Origin of the sequence: Anaerotignum sp., from assembly GCF_051877975.1 — a bacterium.
Taxonomy (GTDB): Bacteria; Bacillota; Clostridia; order Lachnospirales; family Anaerotignaceae; genus Anaerotignum_A.
This window is the reverse complement of record NZ_JBJEJK010000029.1, coordinates 1-15,710: the sequence shown is the minus strand read 5'-3', so window position 1 is coordinate 15,710 and position 15,710 is coordinate 1. Positions and strand designations below refer to the sequence as shown.

Genomic DNA, 15,710 nt, shown 5'->3' with positions numbered 1-15,710 from the left:
CTATCATTAGCAATCGTTTCCGTTTGCTTGGAATGACTATGGGTTGTGTGTTCATTGTACGCTATTCTATTTTCAAAGTTCACAGCACTTCCGCAGTGCAAGGATTATTTTAGCAAAGGTATCCCATATTGTCAAGCATAAATTTTAACTTTTTTCAAAAAATTTTATCAAATGGAAAAAGCCTTGAAAATCAAGGCTTTTTCCAGACGTCAAAGACCATCACTTAATCTTCCAAAACAACTTTTCTGAATACCTCTCCGATATTTTCTGCAATCACCAATGCTGCTTTCTTATCGTAAGAGGTTGCTGATTTATTTACCAGCACCAGCTTGTTTCCTCTGTAATAATTCAGCAGCCCCGCCGCAGGGTAAACATTCAGGCTTGTTCCGCCGACGATCAGCAGATCCGCCTTACTGATGAAATCCACAGACTGATAAATCGTTTCCTGATCCAGCCCTTCTTCATATAAAACCACATCCGGCCGCACAATGCCGCCGCAGGCATCGCATCGGGTGATGCCTTCCTCAGCTGTCACGTAATCCAGGTCAAATTTTTTACCGCACTTTACACAATAATTTTTATACAGTGTACCATGCAGCTCCAGCACATTTTTGCTGCCGGCTCTCTGGTGCAGGTCATCAATATTCTGGGTGATGACTGCTTTCAGCTTGCCCATTTCCTCCAGCTTTGCCAGTGCCTTGTGGCAATCATTGGGCTTTGCATCCGGATAGAGCAAAGTCTTTTTATAATATTTGAAAAAAACCTCCGGGTTCTGCTCGAAAAATGTATGGCTCAAGATCACCTCAGGGCGCACGCCATACTCATTGATCGCCTGAAAAATGCCGTTTTCACTGCGGAAATCAGGAATGCCGCTTTCTGTAGATACCCCGGCGCCGCCAAAAAAAACAATGTTATCGCTCTCGTCGATCCATTTTTTCAACTGTTTCCATTTTTCATCCATGGGAACCCCTCCATTCTTCTTCCTCTTTACATAAATTCTTGCATCCATTTTATCACATTTTTTCTTTTATTTCCACCGGTACAGGTTTTTCATATTTTACGACTGTCTCCAGAATCCTGTGATTTTCCACCTTTTCCACCTGAATGCTCATCCTGTCCGCCTCCAACATGAATTTCGCGCCATCATCCGGGATATATCCCAGCATCCCGAAAATATATCCGCCGAAAGTATCATATTCTTCCACAGGAAAGGCAATTTCCAACTTTTCCGCTACATCATCCAAAGATACACTTCCCTTGATCTTCCACGCATTTTCCCCAATCTGCAGGATTTCCGCCTCATCCTCATAAATATCCCCAACCAGCAGTTCCAACAGATCATGCAGGGTAATCACGCCGCTCACCCCGCCATATTCATCCAATACCACTGCAAATTGCTTCTTTTCTTTTTTCATATTGTGGAATAACACATCAGCCTTGGTGATCTCCGGTACAAAATAAGGCTTTTCCACTCCATGCTCCAGAACGCTTTCTCTGCTTTTATCCTCTAAACGGAAATAATCCTTCGTATTCAGTACTCCTACAATATCATCGGCATCCTCTCCATAAATGGGATAATAGGTAAATCGGCTCTGCAGGATGGTTTCCCGCCACTCCTCGTCCGTTTCCTCCATCCCTAGGGCAGTCACATCCACCCGATGGGTGCAGACCTCCTCCACCGGTGTATCATCAAAAGCAAAGACATTTCTGATCCATTGGGTTTCTTCTGCATCAATAGTACCTTTTTCGTTCCCCGCTTCCAGCATCATATAAATCTCTTCCTCGGAAACCTCTTCTTCCTCATCTTCCGGGTCAATGCCCATCAGCCTTAAAATACCATTGGTGGAAACCGTCAGCAATGCCACCAGAGGTGCAAATACCCTGGAAACACCAGTCAGCATACCGCTCATGCCCAAGGCCAGGCCTTCCGCTTTTTTCATGGCCACCCGCTTCGGCACCAGTTCCCCAAACACCAAATTGAAATAGGCCAGCACCAGAGTGATTGCAAATACCGCAAAGGATTTCAGCACGCTTTCATTTATGCCAACGCCCGCCCCTTTCAGGGCATCTGTCAATGCTCCCGCAAAATTTTCTGCCGCAAAGGCACTGCCCAGAAGCCCTGCCAGCGTGATCGCCACCTGAATCGTCGCCAAAAATTTTGCCGGCTGCTCTGTCAAATTAGCCAACCGTTTCGCCCGTGGATCTCCGTCCCGCGCCATTCTTTGCAGCTTTGTGTCGTTCATAGAAATGACCGCAATCTCTGCGCTGGCAAAAACTGCATTCAGCCCAATCAATATCACCTGCAGCAGCAATGGTCCCATATACATATTCTTCTTCCTCCTATTCAACTCACCATTCCGAAAAAAACGCAAAAAGGGATACTCCGCCCGGAAAGCATCTTATGAGCAGCTTCTCATAAAATACTCTTTCTGTTTTCAGGCAGAGTATACCCCTCTTCTATTTCCCATCGGCATAAAATTTTTCAGAAAAACAAGTTCGGTCGCCGTCCTCGTCCATGCCGTTTTTCACACTCCTTAAATAAAATCAATCACTTTATATGTTATATGTATGGTATCATCCCATAAAATTTCCGCCCGGTCAATGGAATTCCGCTTAAGAATCTGTTAAATTTATCCAAGCATACCGGTAATGAAAATTTCCAGACCAATAAAAATCAAAATCACGCCGCCCAAAATACTGGCCTTGCCCGCCAGTTTCGTGCCGACTCTCTTCCCAATATCCAGCCCCCAAAAGCAGATGACAAAGGTCACAGCCGCAATGATGATAGCCGCCAGAAACGCCATGCCGAAATCATAATCCGCAATGGTGAACCCCACCGAAAGAGCATCGATAGAGGTTGCCACCCCCTGCACCATCAAGGCGCCAAAGCCTACCCCATGCAGTTCTTCTTCCTCCCCGCCGCCTTTGATGCCTTCCCGCAGCATACTCCCGCCGATATAGCCCAGCAATGCCAGCGCGATCCAAGGAATCAGCTTTTCAAAAGCCTGAAAGGTATTTACAATGGTGTGGATACAGATCCACCCCAACATAGGCATCAGTGCCTGAAAAAAGGCAAATACCCCCGCAATACCGCACATACGGCCTTTTTTCATCTGCGGCTCATTGAGCCCGTTGGCCATAGATACGGAAAAGGCATCCATCGCCAGCCCAATCCCCAGCAATATGCTGTTAAAAAAGAACATAAATCCAATCGTCATAAAAAACTCCTCCTCTATCAGTATATCGCCTTTCCGTCCTCTCTAAAACAAAAAAGCCCAAGTATGGGTAAAACCATACCTGAGCTGTTCCTTTCATAGACAGACTTCATGTATAGCTTCCCAGTTATACATGAGTCTCGCATTTTAAAACAAGCCAGATCTTTTATTGACCAGTATGTTGACTTGCTACGCAGCTTTCTGCGCTTGCTACTCCCTCACGAGTAATCTTAGTATAGTCTAAAAAACGCCTTGCGTCAAGGGATCAGATACACCCTCTCTGCCGCAAAAATGCCTCCATTTTGGAAATGCAGGTTTCCAGCTGCTCCATGCTGTAAGCATAGGAAATGCGGACAAAGCCTTCGCCGCTTTCGCCAAAAGCATCCCCAGGCACCACCGCAACGCCTGCTTCAAAGAGCAGTCTTTCACAGAACTGCTGAGAAGTCAGTCCTGTCAGCTTAATAGAAGGGAATACATAAAATGCCCCTCTGGGTTCAAAACAGGTCATCCCCAGGCGATTCAATTCCCGCAGCAGATACTTTCTTCTCTCATCATACGCCTCCCGCATCCGGGAGATATCAGCATCACAGAGAGCATCGTCCCGCAGGGCTTCAATGGCGCCATACTGGCTGGGCGCAGGGGCGCACATGATAACATAAGCATGAACCTTCCGCATGGCCTGAATCAGTTCCCCAGGGCCTGCCGCAAAGCCCAGCCTCCAGCCTGTCATGGAAAAAGATTTGGCAAAGCCGTTCAAAACGATCGTTCTCTCTCTCATGCCTTCCAAAGCCGCAATGGAAAAATGATTTTTTCCGCCATAGGTCAGTTCCGCATAGATTTCATCGGAAATCACCAGCAGATCATGCTGCAGAATCACAGGCACCAGCTTTTCCAGATCTTCTTTTTCCATGATCGCCCCGGTGGGATTATTGGGATAAGGCAGGATCAGCGCCTTTGTTTTGGGCGTAATGGCCGCTTCCAGTTCCTCCGGCTGCAGTTTAAAGTCATTTTCCGCCTTTGTTTCCACCACAACGGAAACACCGTGTTCCAAAGCAATAGCAGGCTTATAGGCCACATAGGAAGGCTCTACCACAAGGATTTCATCTCCCGGCTCGATGATGGTTCTCAGGGCCACATCAATGGCCTCAGAGGCACCAATGGTACATAAGATTTCCTGTGCAGGGTCGTATCGCAACCCAAACCGCCGCTCCAAATAATGGGCAATGGCCGCCCGCAATTCCGGCATCCCCATATTCACAGAATATCTTGTTTTTCCTTCTTCCAAGGATTTCATAGCTGCCCGGCGCACCCGTTCCGGCGTTTTAAAATCCGGCTCGCCCACACAAAGGGACAGGGCATCGGGTACCTGTGCCGCAATATCCGCAAATTTCCGAATTCCCGACCATTCCATTTCCTCAATATGTTTCGCAATAAAATCTCTCATTTTTCTCAAATCCTTCTCTTTTGCATATTTCATCTTTTCTCAAAGCTTCGCATCATAGAGCGCATCGCTCTTGGGCTGTGCCAGGGGCAGTCTCATGCCGTTCACCAGCATATATTTTCCGCCACTCGTCAGTTTCCCAATGACAGCCGCCGCAATGCCTTCCGCCTGCAGCTTTTCCACCAGTTGTTCTCCATCCTCCGTCGCAATGATCATGGTTCCGCTGGAAATCAGCCCCAGATAATCGATGCCCATAGCCTTGCAGATTTTCTTTGTTTCTTCTTTTACCGGGATGTTTTCCACAAAAATATCCACCCCCAGGCCGGAACATTCCGCCACTTCCCAGACTGCTCCTAAAATACCGCCTTCCGTCGCGTCATGCATGGCGGTTGCCCCATGGGCAAAGGCAATTTCCGATTCCCTGCCCACGGAAAGATAATGCTTCAATCCCTGCGCAGTTTTCAGTTCTTCTTCTGTCAGGTAAGCCTTTAGCCCTTCTTCCCATTCCTTGGCAAGGATCGCCGTGCCTTCTGTACCGGCCCATTTCGTCATCACAACATCCTGTCCCGCTTTTGCGCCGCCGGTGGAAAGAATTCTTTTCTCTCTCGTTTTCCCAATGACCGCCGCAGAGATCACAGGCTTGCAAACGACCTCCGTCACTTCCGTATGACCGCCTAAAATTTCAATATTCCGTTCTTCTGCCGCCCGAATGGCTCCTGTCATCATTTCTTCCAGTAAATCTTCATCACTTTCCGGCGGCAGCAGCACCGTCAGCAGAATGCCCATAGGCTCCGCCCCTGCGGAATAAATATCGTTGCAGTTGATCTGTACCGCCAGATAGCCCATATCCTTCGCCGCCCCTGTAATAGGGTCCGCAGAAAGGATACAGTATTCCCCGCCCAGGTCGATGGCAGAGCAATCCTCTCCTGTTTTCGGCCGCAGGATCACATCCTCCCGCTTCACTCTGCTTTCCTTCATAGGCTTCATTACGATCTTCTCCAAAATCTCAGGAGGTATTTTGCCGATCTCAAACATTGTTTTTCTTCCTTTCCTTTGTAAAAAGCCCCTGCAGGGAGCATAACATCTGTCACATTTCTCCCGCCAGAGGCTTCAAAATTTCTGTTTTCCATTACTGGATTCCAGTGATTTCTCCTGTATTTTCAGGTGCAGTTGTGTTTTCTGCCGCAGTTGTTTCCGGTTTTTTTGTACCTACGGTCACTTCATCCGCCGCCGCACGGTAAGAAGAGCTGCTGAACCATTCATTGCTGATGAGCTTGCCGCCTTCATATACCTTTTTCCGTACGCTGACCTTACAGCCGGTTCTGCCCTTGGAAGTTACGATTCTTTCGCCCTCCGGCAGTTCAGGATCCTTTGTGATGATTTCAGCCGGCTTATCGATGGTTGCCTCATAAACTGTTTCAAATTCCACTTTTCGGCTGGCGCTGTGTACTTCATGTCCGTAAATATTCATGACCAGCTTGCCGCCGCTGGCATAGGCTTCGATCATAATGGGATATTCTGTATTATTTCTGAATTTCAGGTCTTTATATGTCCCTGCGACAGCGGCATCTCTGCCCAAGGGCACATAGCCTACTGTCATGGAATGGGGAGAACGTTCCACAATATCCAGCTCCGCCAAAATCGCAGCGTTATATAATGTAGAGGTTACTTGGCATACGCCGCCGGCCATGCCCTGTTCCACCTTGCCATTCACATAAACGCCCGCTTCCTTATAGCCGCCGGCTGCGGTCTGGCTGCCCAGGTTCGCATTGGCAGAAAAAACCTCGCCGGGGGCAACCACAGTACCATTGATATAATCACAGCCAACCGCCAAGTTAGTATTTCTATTTTTATCACTGTTTGTATAAGTCGTATAATAGGTACCAATCAAATCTGTCACGTGGGAGTTATCCTCTGCGGTCACCTTCGGCTCGATCACTTCCGCCACGATATCTGCTTTGCCGCTCATCCGGGTTTCCAGCACCGCCGCTACCTGCTCTGCGGTTTTTTCTTTTTCCATAGCCCGGCCGATCTGTTCATCGGAAATGATAAATTTGCCGTTCTTTCTAACCACCGTACTGTCGATCGCATCCTGATCAAATTCTTCCGCCACCTCTGTCAGCTTTGCATCCAGCATCGCTTCATCAAATCCATAGACCAATTCAATATCCATGCCATTCTTCAGCAGTTCTGCCCCCACCGCGAAGCGTTCCTCTTCTGTCCCTTCGCGGCCTGTCAGATACGCCTGCTTGACTGCGCCTTCCACATCATAGCCTGCGCCGATGTCCTCAAAGGGGATTTCCCATTTCTGTTCTTCCTCTCCTTCGCCATACTGCAGCGTCAAGATCTGCCCGTCAATTTCTGTTTTATATTTCTCCTGCAGCTTGGCAACAGCCTCCGCTTCGCTCAGCCCCGCCACATCTTCTCCATTAATCGTAATGCCCTGATAGATGCCTTCCGCTGCCAGCAGCGCATTGACCTTGCTTTTCTGTATCTGATGATACCCCAAAACAACCACAGCCACAATCAAAACCACAACCGCAACAATGATCAACGGTTTCCGGTTCTCGTCGAATTTTTTCTGTTTCCGTTTCTGTTGCTGTTTCTGCTGTTGTTTCTGTTTCTGTTGCTGTTTCTGCTGCTGTTGCTTTTGCTGTCTTGGTCTCTTCCTTTCCTGTTCCAACCTCTTCGCCCCCTCGCGCTTTCTCTCTGCCCCTTACCGAAGCAATTTTCTGCAAATTCCAACCATTCCTGTCAAAATAACGCAGTTTCATTTATCATAGCGAAGTATCCTGTAAATTACAAGTCTAATTCGCTGAAAAATCCTTACATTTTTGTTACGATTTTACGCAAAGATTCCCAGTTTTTGGGAATTCCTTCCTATATAAAATATTGGAATCAATAGATCCCATAGCTCAGGAAAGGCGCAATCAGGCTCAGCACCAAGGCTACCGCCAAAATGACAGCGATCACTGCAGATATTCTCTTTTTCATTTTATATTTATCAGCCGGTTTCATTTCCTTTTTCCTTCCTTCTGTTTTTTATTTCTTTGCAAAGAATGCATCTGTATGCAGTCCCATTTCCGCCAAGAAACGAGATGGCTTTTCTTCTTTCTCATATCTCTTCTTGATGGCCGAAAGGCAGAGTTTCTCTCCTGCCCTCGTCACAGCCACATAAAATAACCGCCGTTCTTCTTCGATTTCTTCCATTCCTTTTTCATGGGGCACTACTCCCTCCACCAAGGAAGGCAGAAATACTGTCCGAAACTCCAGCCCCTTGGCCCCGTGCATAGTCATTAGTGCGACTCCCTTGCGCTTCTGTCCTTTCTTTTGAGTCTGCTCTTTCATCTGACGGCTCAGTTCTTCCAGCCTTTGCCGAAACATTGCTGCATCGGCGCAATCCTTAGCTGTTTCCATGATTTCATCAGCAATTTCCCACAGCACCTGGGCGCTGGTCCGCCGATATGCCGCAAATTCCTCCAAATATTCATCATATCCAATGACCTTCCGCACATATTTCAGCCCATCATAAGGCGTTTTTCTATGTATCTGCCGCAAATCCATCCGCAGATTTTCCAAATGTTCCTCCTGCCATTTCCGCAGAGAGGGGCAGACAAAAAGGCTCCGCATCAGGTTATAGGGCATCGTTTCCGCCTCCGCCAGAAGGTCTTTTCCAATATATCGTTTCGGTTTATTCAAAATACGCCGCAGCGCACTATCTGATTCCTCATTTTCCGCCAACAGCAGATATGCCAGCAGATCCTTTGCCACCCAATGCTCATACACATTCCCACTGTTATCCCGCAGATCGTAGGGAATCCCTCGCTTATACAATTCCCTGGCAAAAGCGCCCCCCTGCAGGTTTGTCCGATAAATCACGGCAATCTCCGTCAAAGGCATTCCCTCATCCAGCAGTTTCGCAATCTTTTCTCCAATATACTCCGCTTCCCTTGCCGTATCCTCTGCCAGAAAGAAAGTCACCTTATCCCCTTCCTCCCCGCTGCCTTTCATATTTTTCACAAATCTTGTCTCATTATTTCCAATCACTTTTTCTGCCAGAGAAATGACCCGTTCCGTGGAGCGGTAATTGATATTCAGGGTTACCTTTTTGGCATCCGGGTACAGCGTCGGAAAACGCAGCAAAAAGTCAGGCCTTGCGCCTCGGAAGGCATAAATGCTCTGGTCATCATCTCCCACAACAAAAAGATTCCTGTGCTTCTCTGCCAATATTCGCAGACACTCAAACTGTGCCCGGTTTACATCCTGAAACTCATCCACCAGAATAAATTTATATTTCCCCTGCCAATAGGCCCTCATCTCTGCATCCTCACCCAAGAGCTGATAGCAAAGGGTCAGCATGTCGTCGAAATCCAGCTTTTCATGCCGTTCCTTATAGTTTTCGTAGGCATTGTACAGCTTGCGGAATTCCTCCGCAGGCATCCCGGAAGGCTCAAAAGTCTTAGGGCTTTCCAATTCGCTGTTCATCAAAGAAAGCTGGGCAAAAAACTGGGAGATGTATTCTTCTATATCAGGGATGTCCCATCTCTCCTCTTCTAAGATATGCCGCAGGATGTTCCTTCTTTCCTCCTCCTGAAACACTCTTTCCACGCCCCAGCCATATTTGCTCCGCAAAATACGAAAAAAAACACTGTGAAAGGTGCCAAAGGAAACGCCCGCAGGGCCCTTTGCCCGTTGGAATCGTTCCCGCATCTCCTCCGCAGCCCCTTTAGAAAAGGTCAGCGCAAGGATTTCTCTGGGGCTTGCCAGCTTCTTCTCCAAAAGCCGCAGGATACGGCAAAGCAATACTGTCGTTTTTCCGCTGCCGGGCCCCGCCAACACCAGCATCGGCCCGGTTTCATGGCAAACTGCCTCTTTCTGGGCTGTGTTCAGTTTCTTTCCCATAGGCGTTTCCTCCCTTCATATTTTTCCCTAATTGCTAAGTATATCACAACTGACAGAAGAACGGTTAAAAAACCGTATTTTTGTCTCTTCTTAAGAAAATCTTACCAAAATCCTAACGGATTCTTTGTTGTAAAATCTTTGCTTCTATATTAAAATGATGAACAAACCTAAAAATCAATATAAAAAATCTATCCAAATGAAGGGTCTTTTCTTTCGAGAAAAACCCGCAGGAGGTATCTTATGAATATCGGTATTTTTTCCGACACATATTTTCCACAGCTCAATGGCGTGGCAACATCCATCCGAACCCTTTCCAACGCTCTGCGCCAGAGGGGGCATCATGTTTATATCTTTACTCCTTCCGATCCCCGCTGCGAAGGGCAGCCGGAAGAAGAAGGGATTTTCCGTCTCCCCAGCGTTCCGGTTTATTTTGTAAGAGATTATCGGGCAGGCTATATTTTCCCACCCCATATCCTAAAAAACATCTCCAAGCTGGAATTGGATATCGTCCATACACAAACAGAATTTCCTCTGGGATTTCTGGGCAAGCTGGTCTCTACTACAGAAGGAATCCCCATGGTACATACGTATCATACCATGTATGAGGATTATGTCCATTATATCGGCGGCGGGCACATCATTTCGCAGGGAATGGCCAGGGATTTCAGCAGTGCATTCTGCAATGCGGCCATGGCTGTGATCGCGCCTACCCGGAAAACGGAACAGCTCCTTACCAGCTATGGCGTTACAAAACCCATTTCCATCATCCCTACCGGCATCAATACGTCCCATTTCCGCAAAGAAAACTTTGACCCTGCGGAAATTTTGGAACTGCGCCATTCCTTGGGGCTGGAAGCAGATACACCCGTTATTATTTCCATCGGCCGCATCGCCAAAGAAAAGAGCATTGATGTCGTCATTTCCGCCCTGCCTGCGCTCATCGAAAAACTGCCTGCTATCAAGATGGTCATCGTCGGCGAAGGCAATGAAATCGAAAACCTGGGGGAATTTGCCGCATCCATCGGCGTTGGCGATCATGTCCTGTTCACCGGCGGCAAGCCTTGGGATGAAATCGGCAAATATTATCAGCTGGGCAATGTATTCTGCAGCGCCTCTGTTTCTGAAACCCAGGGGCTTACCTTTGCGGAAGCCATGGCCGGCGGCATTCCCGTCGTAGCAAAAAAAGATGAATGTATTGAAAACATCATTACTGATGGCGAAACAGGCATGCTTTTCGAATCTGATAAAGATCTGCCGGATCTGCTTTATCGGGTCCTAACAGATCGGGAATTGTCCTCCCGTCTGTCTAAGGCCTCTATACAGGCAATGGATCGTCTTTCCGTTGAAACCTTTGCAGACAGCGTAGAACAGCTTTATCAGAAGATTCTGGAAAGCGGAGAACGGCCTAAAAAGATTGCCGCTCCCGTTATCCCCTTGGTCATTGGCGCCAAAGCAGCCAAGAGCATCACAAAGATCCCCCGCAAATTGGTACACAGTTCCCGCCAAAAAGCAGCATCTCTGCTTTTTGAGCCCAAAGGAAAATAATATTCTTCTATGCCTGCAATGTGGTGCCCCCTCGGAAATAACGTTTGTTTTCTTCCAGGGGATGCCGCTGGCAATTTCCTTAAAAGCCCAACAAATGCTGCAATTGGCAATTCCTCTCTTATCCGCTCTTCACTTTCTTTTTATCTTTTTTTAAAAAATGCTTGACAAAATGATTCTCATATTGTATGATAGTTCCTGTGCCAAATGAATATGTGAGTGTAGCTCAGCTGGATAGAGCGTCTGACTACGGATCAGAAGGCCGCGTGTTCGAATCATGTCACTCACAGAATCATCCGCAAACCTATGGTTTGCGGATTTTTTATTTCAGCAAAAAGTTTGAGTGCGTCAGACTTTTTCTAACGCACTCCTTTGCTCCGCATACCATAAGGTTCGCGGCATTCTTTTTAGGTTTTGAAAGCCTTTCTTCGTCAGGCTTCGCCGGTCTCTTTCCTTTCCTCCGCAAGTCGTTTCAAAAAATAGAAACACTGAACCTTGCAAAAGCCAGTTCCGCATTTGTATCCCTTGAAACCAACTTTCTACGCTTTATAAAAAAATTAAGGGCGGTATTTCTACCGCCCTCTTTATCGTGGGTAAAATTGCAGTTGAATCTATCGAATAGATTATTTGTCCAGCTGAGGAGCAACGTCGTCCATCCATTTCATCAGACCGCCCATTTCTGCATCTTTGTCCCAAACATATTTCTTTGTTTCGGATGCAACTACGCCGGACAGACCCAGCAGAGCAACCAAGTTGGGGATGATCATACATGCGTTCAGCATATCAGCTACGTTCCAAACTACTTCCAGAGCAGCTACACAACCGATCAGTACAACGATTGTCCAAGCAATACGATAAGGTTTGATAGATTTAACGCCTACCAGGTAAACCCATGCACGTTCGCCGTAGTAAGACCAACCAAGGATTGTGGACCATGCAAATGTGATCAGACCAAATGTCAGAACAGCAGGACCTACAACGGGGATTGCATTGAATGCGCCGGATGTCAGGTTTGCACCTACCAGACCTTCCATACCTACGGGGTCTTTAATGATAGAGGATACCAGAACCAGACCTGTCAGCAGACATACAACGATTGTATCCCAGAATACACCAGACATGGAGATCAGAGCCTGTCTGGAAGGGTTTCTTGTAGCCGCACATGCGTCTACGATAGGAGCAGAACCCAGACCAGATTCATTTGTGAACAGACCACGGGATACGCCGGCACGGATACATGCTGTAACAGTTGCACCTACGAAACCGCCGCCTACTGCTGTAGGATTGAATGCGCCTCTGATGATAGCACTAAATGCTGCGGGGATGTAAGCTGCGTTGATGAAGCAGATGATGATACAACCCAGAATGTACAGACCAGCCATGAAGGGGATCAGTTTTTCACATACTTTGGAGATGGATTTAACGCCGCCCAGGATAACCAGACCTGTCAGGATCATCAGAACAACACCAGTTGCGATCTTGGGGATACCAAAAGTACCCTGTACGGATTCGGAAATGGAGTTACCCTGTACCATGTTACCAATACCAAAGCCAGCAAAACCTGTGAAGATTGCGAACAGAACGCCCAGCCATTTCTGACCCAGACCTCTTTCCAGAGCATACATAGGGCCACCAATGTAGGAACCGTCTTTTGCTTTTACACGGAATTTAACAGCCAGCAGAGCTTCGGAATATTTTGTTGCCATGCCCAGCAGACCTGTCATCCACATCCAGAATACAGCACCGGGGCCGCCTGTACCGATGGCTGTAGCAACACCTACGATGTTACCAGTACCGATTGTAGCAGCCAGAGCTGTTGCCAGCGCTGCGAAACCGCCGATATCACCAGATGCTTCTTTATCGGGTGTGATAGAGAGTTTAACACCTGTGAAAGTTTTTCTCTGAATACCTTTTGTTCTGATTGTCAGGTAAATGTGTGTACCAACCAGCAGAACCAGCATAATGGGTCCCCACAGGACGCCATCCACCGCTACTACAAAATTGTTAAAAGCTTCCATTTATAATTCCCTCCCAATTTATTATAAAATAGAGTATAATTACGCGGCAGAACCTTTTTGTCTTTCTCTCAAAAACACGGAAAATCTTTCCCATCCCCACGAAAAAATAGAAAAAATCTTTTTCAGAAGATTTTGGAGAAATCCTAATCAGATTCATTTACCTGCTATTATTTTACATGATTTTCTCAAAAAAACAAGCACTTTTTTATAGTAGTTCGCACGCGAATCCTTTGCTCATCAGTAAAATTGCATATTTTTACTTGTTTTTTTCGTGTATTTTTCAACTGTTTTTGTTGATTCAGTTACAAGGGTTTCGTCTGAAAAATTCGTTTCAAAAAGGATAATTTAAACGAAATATCCATATTCTTAACACTTTTTTTACAACATCACGTACAAAAAATGCCTTTATTTTACCATAAATCCGAAATTTTCAAAGACATACGATTTTATATTTTCTTCTTCCAATGAAAATTGTGCAATATTCTTCCTTTTTTTCATTTCCAATTCAAAACTTAATTTACATCATTTACCATATATGGTGAAATATATCTGTTTTGGAAACTATATATTTCATTTTTTTCTTTCCCTGCATCTTTCATATCTGTAAAATACTTACAGTTTTTCTAATTTATTTCAACTTTCTGTCAATATAAACATGATTTGTTTGAAATAGATAAATCAAATATTTGTCTGTAATAAAATCTATTTTTTTATAATAAAACTTTTATTTTCTAGCTTTCTATAGCAATGCGTTCCATAACATAAAAAAAGAAGCGATGTTCTCCATCGCTCCTCAAATTTGTCCGTCTCTCAGTGACAGTGACCGCCGCAATGATGGTCATGTTCTCCGCAGTTTTCATGATCGTGGTCATGGTGGTGGGTGCATTCTACTGCTGCATTGAATTCCAGTGTACCATCTACATAAGCCTGGGCTTTTTCATCCGCGTTGCCGCTGACGCCGCCCCGCAGTTCAATGCCTTTTTCTGCCAGTGCCGCCTTTGCGCCGCCGCCAATCCCGCCGCAGATCACTGCCGTTGCACCGTTCAGCAGCAGGAAATCCGCCAGCAGGCTGTGACCGCTGCCCATGGTAGGTATAATCTGTGTATCCGTGATCTTGCCGTCTTCTACTGTGTAGAATTTAAATTCCTTCGTGTGTCCAAAATGCTGATATACTTCGCCATTTTCATGGGCTACTGCAATCTTTGTTTTCATTTTCTTTTCTCCTTCTTTTCTTATCTCATTTTTTCCAGAAAATCTACCATCGGATCCAGCCATTCGCCATCATATTCTTCTGCTGCGCCCCTGTCGCATTTTGCCGCAATGGCAGGGTCGATCGGCAGCTTGCAGACCACAGGGATATTATGCTTTGCCGCAATCCCCTCAATCTGGCTTTCCCCAAAGATTTTATGGATACCGCCGCAATCAGGACATTTGAAATAGGACATATTTTCCACGATACCCAAAATCGGCACATTCATCATTTCTGCCATTTTAACCGCCTTATCCACAATCATGCCAACTAGCTCCTGGGGAGAAGTTACAATAATAATACCATCAATAGCGATGGACTGGAAAACGGTCAGCGGAACATCCCCTGTGCCGGGGGGCATATCGATAAACATATAGTCTACATCGCCCCAAACAACATCTTTCCAGAACTGCTTTACTGTTTCCGCAATGACAGGGCCCCTCCATACAACAGGGTCAGTGTCATTATCCAAAAGTAGATTTACAGACATCATTTCAATGCCGGTTTTCGATTCACAGGGCAAAATCCCAAGTTTATTCCCATAAGCCTTTTCTTTTATCCCAAAAGCCTTGGGAATGGAAGGGCCAGTAATATCCGCATCTAGAATAGCTGTCTTTTTGCCCTTTCTGTTTGTCAGCACTGCCATTGTAGATGTCACCATGGATTTGCCAACGCCGCCTTTCCCGCTGACAACGGCAATGACCTTTTTGATATTGCTGTGTTCATTAGGTGCCACTAAAAAATCCGCAGGTTTACGGCTGCTGCAGTTGGAAGAGCAGCTTCCGCAGTTATGAGAACAATTCTCGCTCATTTCTATTCATCTCCTAAACTCAATTTACCTCTTTTTTGCAACAGATCTGTCCGCATTTTCGTCCGCATCCGGCATGCTCCCGCTGGCAAAGATCAATATCCCCGCCCTCGATGAAAAGCATTTTACCATTCACCAGAGCATCTGCCAGCTTCCTTCGGGCATCGTTGTAGATGCCCTGTACCGTTGTTCGGGCAATGCCCATCTGTTCCGCGCATTCCTCCTGGGTATAGCCTGCCAGATCGATCAAGCGAATGGTTTCATATTCATCCACCGCCATGATGATCCGTTCCTGTCCGGCCTCACTGCCCATAGGGGCAAAACTGTTATTTCGGGGCATCCCGCAGACACGTCTGCATTTTCTGGGCCTCGCCATAGAAACGCCTCCTCGTTTTTGACATATGTTGCTTTCTATAGTATACACCTATTCCGACATATGTCAATATTCTTTTCTCATAAAATGAAAAAGAGGTCTTGCGACCAATGTCATTAAGTTAAGATGACGAATCAGGATCTCAGTATTAGAAATAATGCT

The 15,710-nt window shown here is 46.4% G+C and carries 12 protein-coding genes and 1 tRNA gene; 2 read left to right on the top strand and 11 right to left on the bottom strand.

Going from position 1 to position 15,710, the window contains the following annotated elements; translation table 11 throughout:
• Nucleotides 1-223 precede the first annotated feature (223 nt).
• The 7 genes from ACI39P_RS05470 to ACI39P_RS05440 all read right to left on the bottom strand — a co-directional run bounded on the left by ACI39P_RS05470 (nucleotide 224) and on the right by ACI39P_RS05440 (nucleotide 9,558).
• Nucleotides 224-961, bottom strand: coding sequence for an NAD-dependent protein deacylase (locus tag ACI39P_RS05470; RefSeq protein ID WP_439719675.1), 738 nt, complete (start codon nucleotides 959-961; stop codon nucleotides 224-226).
• A gap of 52 nt (nucleotides 962-1,013) precedes the next feature.
• Nucleotides 1,014-2,327 carry a CNNM domain-containing protein gene (locus tag ACI39P_RS05465; RefSeq protein ID WP_439719674.1) on the bottom strand — a complete coding sequence of 438 codons (1,314 nt, stop codon included), beginning with the start codon at nucleotides 2,325-2,327 and terminating at the stop codon, nucleotides 1,014-1,016.
• A 303-nt stretch (nucleotides 2,328-2,630) separates the two neighbouring features.
• Nucleotides 2,631-3,218, bottom strand: coding sequence for a manganese efflux pump (locus ACI39P_RS05460; RefSeq protein ID WP_439719673.1), 588 nt, complete (start codon nucleotides 3,216-3,218; stop codon nucleotides 2,631-2,633).
• Nucleotides 3,219-3,480: 262 nt separating this feature from the next.
• Complete coding sequence (locus ACI39P_RS05455) at nucleotides 3,481-4,659, bottom strand: aminotransferase class I/II-fold pyridoxal phosphate-dependent enzyme (protein ID WP_439719672.1); 1,179 nt, start codon at nucleotides 4,657-4,659, stop codon at nucleotides 3,481-3,483.
• A 39-nt stretch (nucleotides 4,660-4,698) separates the two neighbouring features.
• Nucleotides 4,699-5,691 carry an AIR synthase family protein gene (locus ACI39P_RS05450; protein ID WP_439719671.1) on the bottom strand — a complete coding sequence of 331 codons (993 nt, stop codon included), beginning with the start codon at nucleotides 5,689-5,691 and terminating at the stop codon, nucleotides 4,699-4,701.
• A 94-nt stretch (nucleotides 5,692-5,785) separates the two neighbouring features.
• Nucleotides 5,786-7,339, bottom strand: a complete 1,554-nt coding sequence (locus tag ACI39P_RS05445; protein ID WP_439719670.1) for a VanW family protein — start codon at nucleotides 7,337-7,339, stop codon at nucleotides 5,786-5,788.
• Between the two features lie 359 nt (nucleotides 7,340-7,698).
• Nucleotides 7,699-9,558 (bottom strand): UvrD-helicase domain-containing protein, encoded by a 1,860-nt coding sequence (locus tag ACI39P_RS05440; RefSeq protein WP_439719669.1) that lies wholly within the window; start codon nucleotides 9,556-9,558, stop codon nucleotides 7,699-7,701.
• A 240-nt stretch (nucleotides 9,559-9,798) separates the two neighbouring features.
• On the opposite strand from ACI39P_RS05440, the gene ACI39P_RS05435 reads away from it, so the two are divergent.
• Together ACI39P_RS05435 and ACI39P_RS05430 are read left to right on the top strand one after the other, a co-directional pair.
• Nucleotides 9,799-11,103 carry a glycosyltransferase gene (locus tag ACI39P_RS05435; protein WP_439719668.1) on the top strand — a complete coding sequence of 435 codons (1,305 nt, stop codon included), beginning with the start codon at nucleotides 9,799-9,801 and terminating at the stop codon, nucleotides 11,101-11,103.
• A 212-nt stretch (nucleotides 11,104-11,315) separates the two neighbouring features.
• Nucleotides 11,316-11,389: transfer RNA gene (locus ACI39P_RS05430), tRNA-Arg, on the top strand.
• A 334-nt stretch (nucleotides 11,390-11,723) separates the two neighbouring features.
• On the opposite strand, the gene ACI39P_RS05425 is transcribed toward ACI39P_RS05430, so the two are convergent.
• The 4 genes from ACI39P_RS05425 to ACI39P_RS05410 all read right to left on the bottom strand — a co-directional run bounded on the left by ACI39P_RS05425 (nucleotide 11,724) and on the right by ACI39P_RS05410 (nucleotide 15,551).
• The gene (locus ACI39P_RS05425; RefSeq protein ID WP_439719667.1) at nucleotides 11,724-13,118 is read right to left on the bottom strand and encodes an amino acid carrier protein; all 1,395 of its coding nucleotides are present in this window, start codon (nucleotides 13,116-13,118) and stop codon (nucleotides 11,724-11,726) included.
• An 810-nt stretch (nucleotides 13,119-13,928) separates the two neighbouring features.
• Complete coding sequence (locus ACI39P_RS05420) at nucleotides 13,929-14,330, bottom strand: NifB/NifX family molybdenum-iron cluster-binding protein (protein ID WP_439719666.1); 402 nt, start codon at nucleotides 14,328-14,330, stop codon at nucleotides 13,929-13,931.
• A gap of 20 nt (nucleotides 14,331-14,350) precedes the next feature.
• Nucleotides 14,351-15,178, bottom strand: a complete 828-nt coding sequence (locus ACI39P_RS05415) for a P-loop NTPase (RefSeq protein ID WP_439719665.1) — start codon at nucleotides 15,176-15,178, stop codon at nucleotides 14,351-14,353.
• A 19-nt stretch (nucleotides 15,179-15,197) separates the two neighbouring features.
• Nucleotides 15,198-15,551 (bottom strand): DUF134 domain-containing protein, encoded by a 354-nt coding sequence (locus tag ACI39P_RS05410; RefSeq protein ID WP_439719664.1) that lies wholly within the window; start codon nucleotides 15,549-15,551, stop codon nucleotides 15,198-15,200.
• Between the last annotated feature and the right edge of the window lie 159 nt (nucleotides 15,552-15,710).

Coding starts and splice junctions, on each gene's coding strand:
- ACI39P_RS05470 (WP_439719675.1), bottom strand. CDS start 961: ATGGATGAAAAATGGAAACAGTTGAAAAAATGGATCGACGAGAGCGAT.
- ACI39P_RS05465 (WP_439719674.1), bottom strand. CDS start 2,327: ATGTATATGGGACCATTGCTGCTGCAGGTGATATTGATTGGGCTGAAT.
- ACI39P_RS05460 (WP_439719673.1), bottom strand. CDS start 3,218: ATGACGATTGGATTTATGTTCTTTTTTAACAGCATATTGCTGGGGATT.
- ACI39P_RS05455 (WP_439719672.1), bottom strand. CDS start 4,659: ATGAGAGATTTTATTGCGAAACATATTGAGGAAATGGAATGGTCGGGA.
- ACI39P_RS05450 (WP_439719671.1), bottom strand. CDS start 5,691: ATGTTTGAGATCGGCAAAATACCTCCTGAGATTTTGGAGAAGATCGTA.
- ACI39P_RS05440 (WP_439719669.1), bottom strand. CDS start 9,558: ATGGGAAAGAAACTGAACACAGCCCAGAAAGAGGCAGTTTGCCATGAA.
- ACI39P_RS05435 (WP_439719668.1), top strand. CDS start 9,799: ATGAATATCGGTATTTTTTCCGACACATATTTTCCACAGCTCAATGGC.
- ACI39P_RS05425 (WP_439719667.1), bottom strand. CDS start 13,118: ATGGAAGCTTTTAACAATTTTGTAGTAGCGGTGGATGGCGTCCTGTGG.
- ACI39P_RS05420 (WP_439719666.1), bottom strand. CDS start 14,330: ATGAAAACAAAGATTGCAGTAGCCCATGAAAATGGCGAAGTATATCAG.
- ACI39P_RS05415 (WP_439719665.1), bottom strand. CDS start 15,178: ATGAGCGAGAATTGTTCTCATAACTGCGGAAGCTGCTCTTCCAACTGC.
- ACI39P_RS05410 (WP_439719664.1), bottom strand. CDS start 15,551: ATGGCGAGGCCCAGAAAATGCAGACGTGTCTGCGGGATGCCCCGAAAT.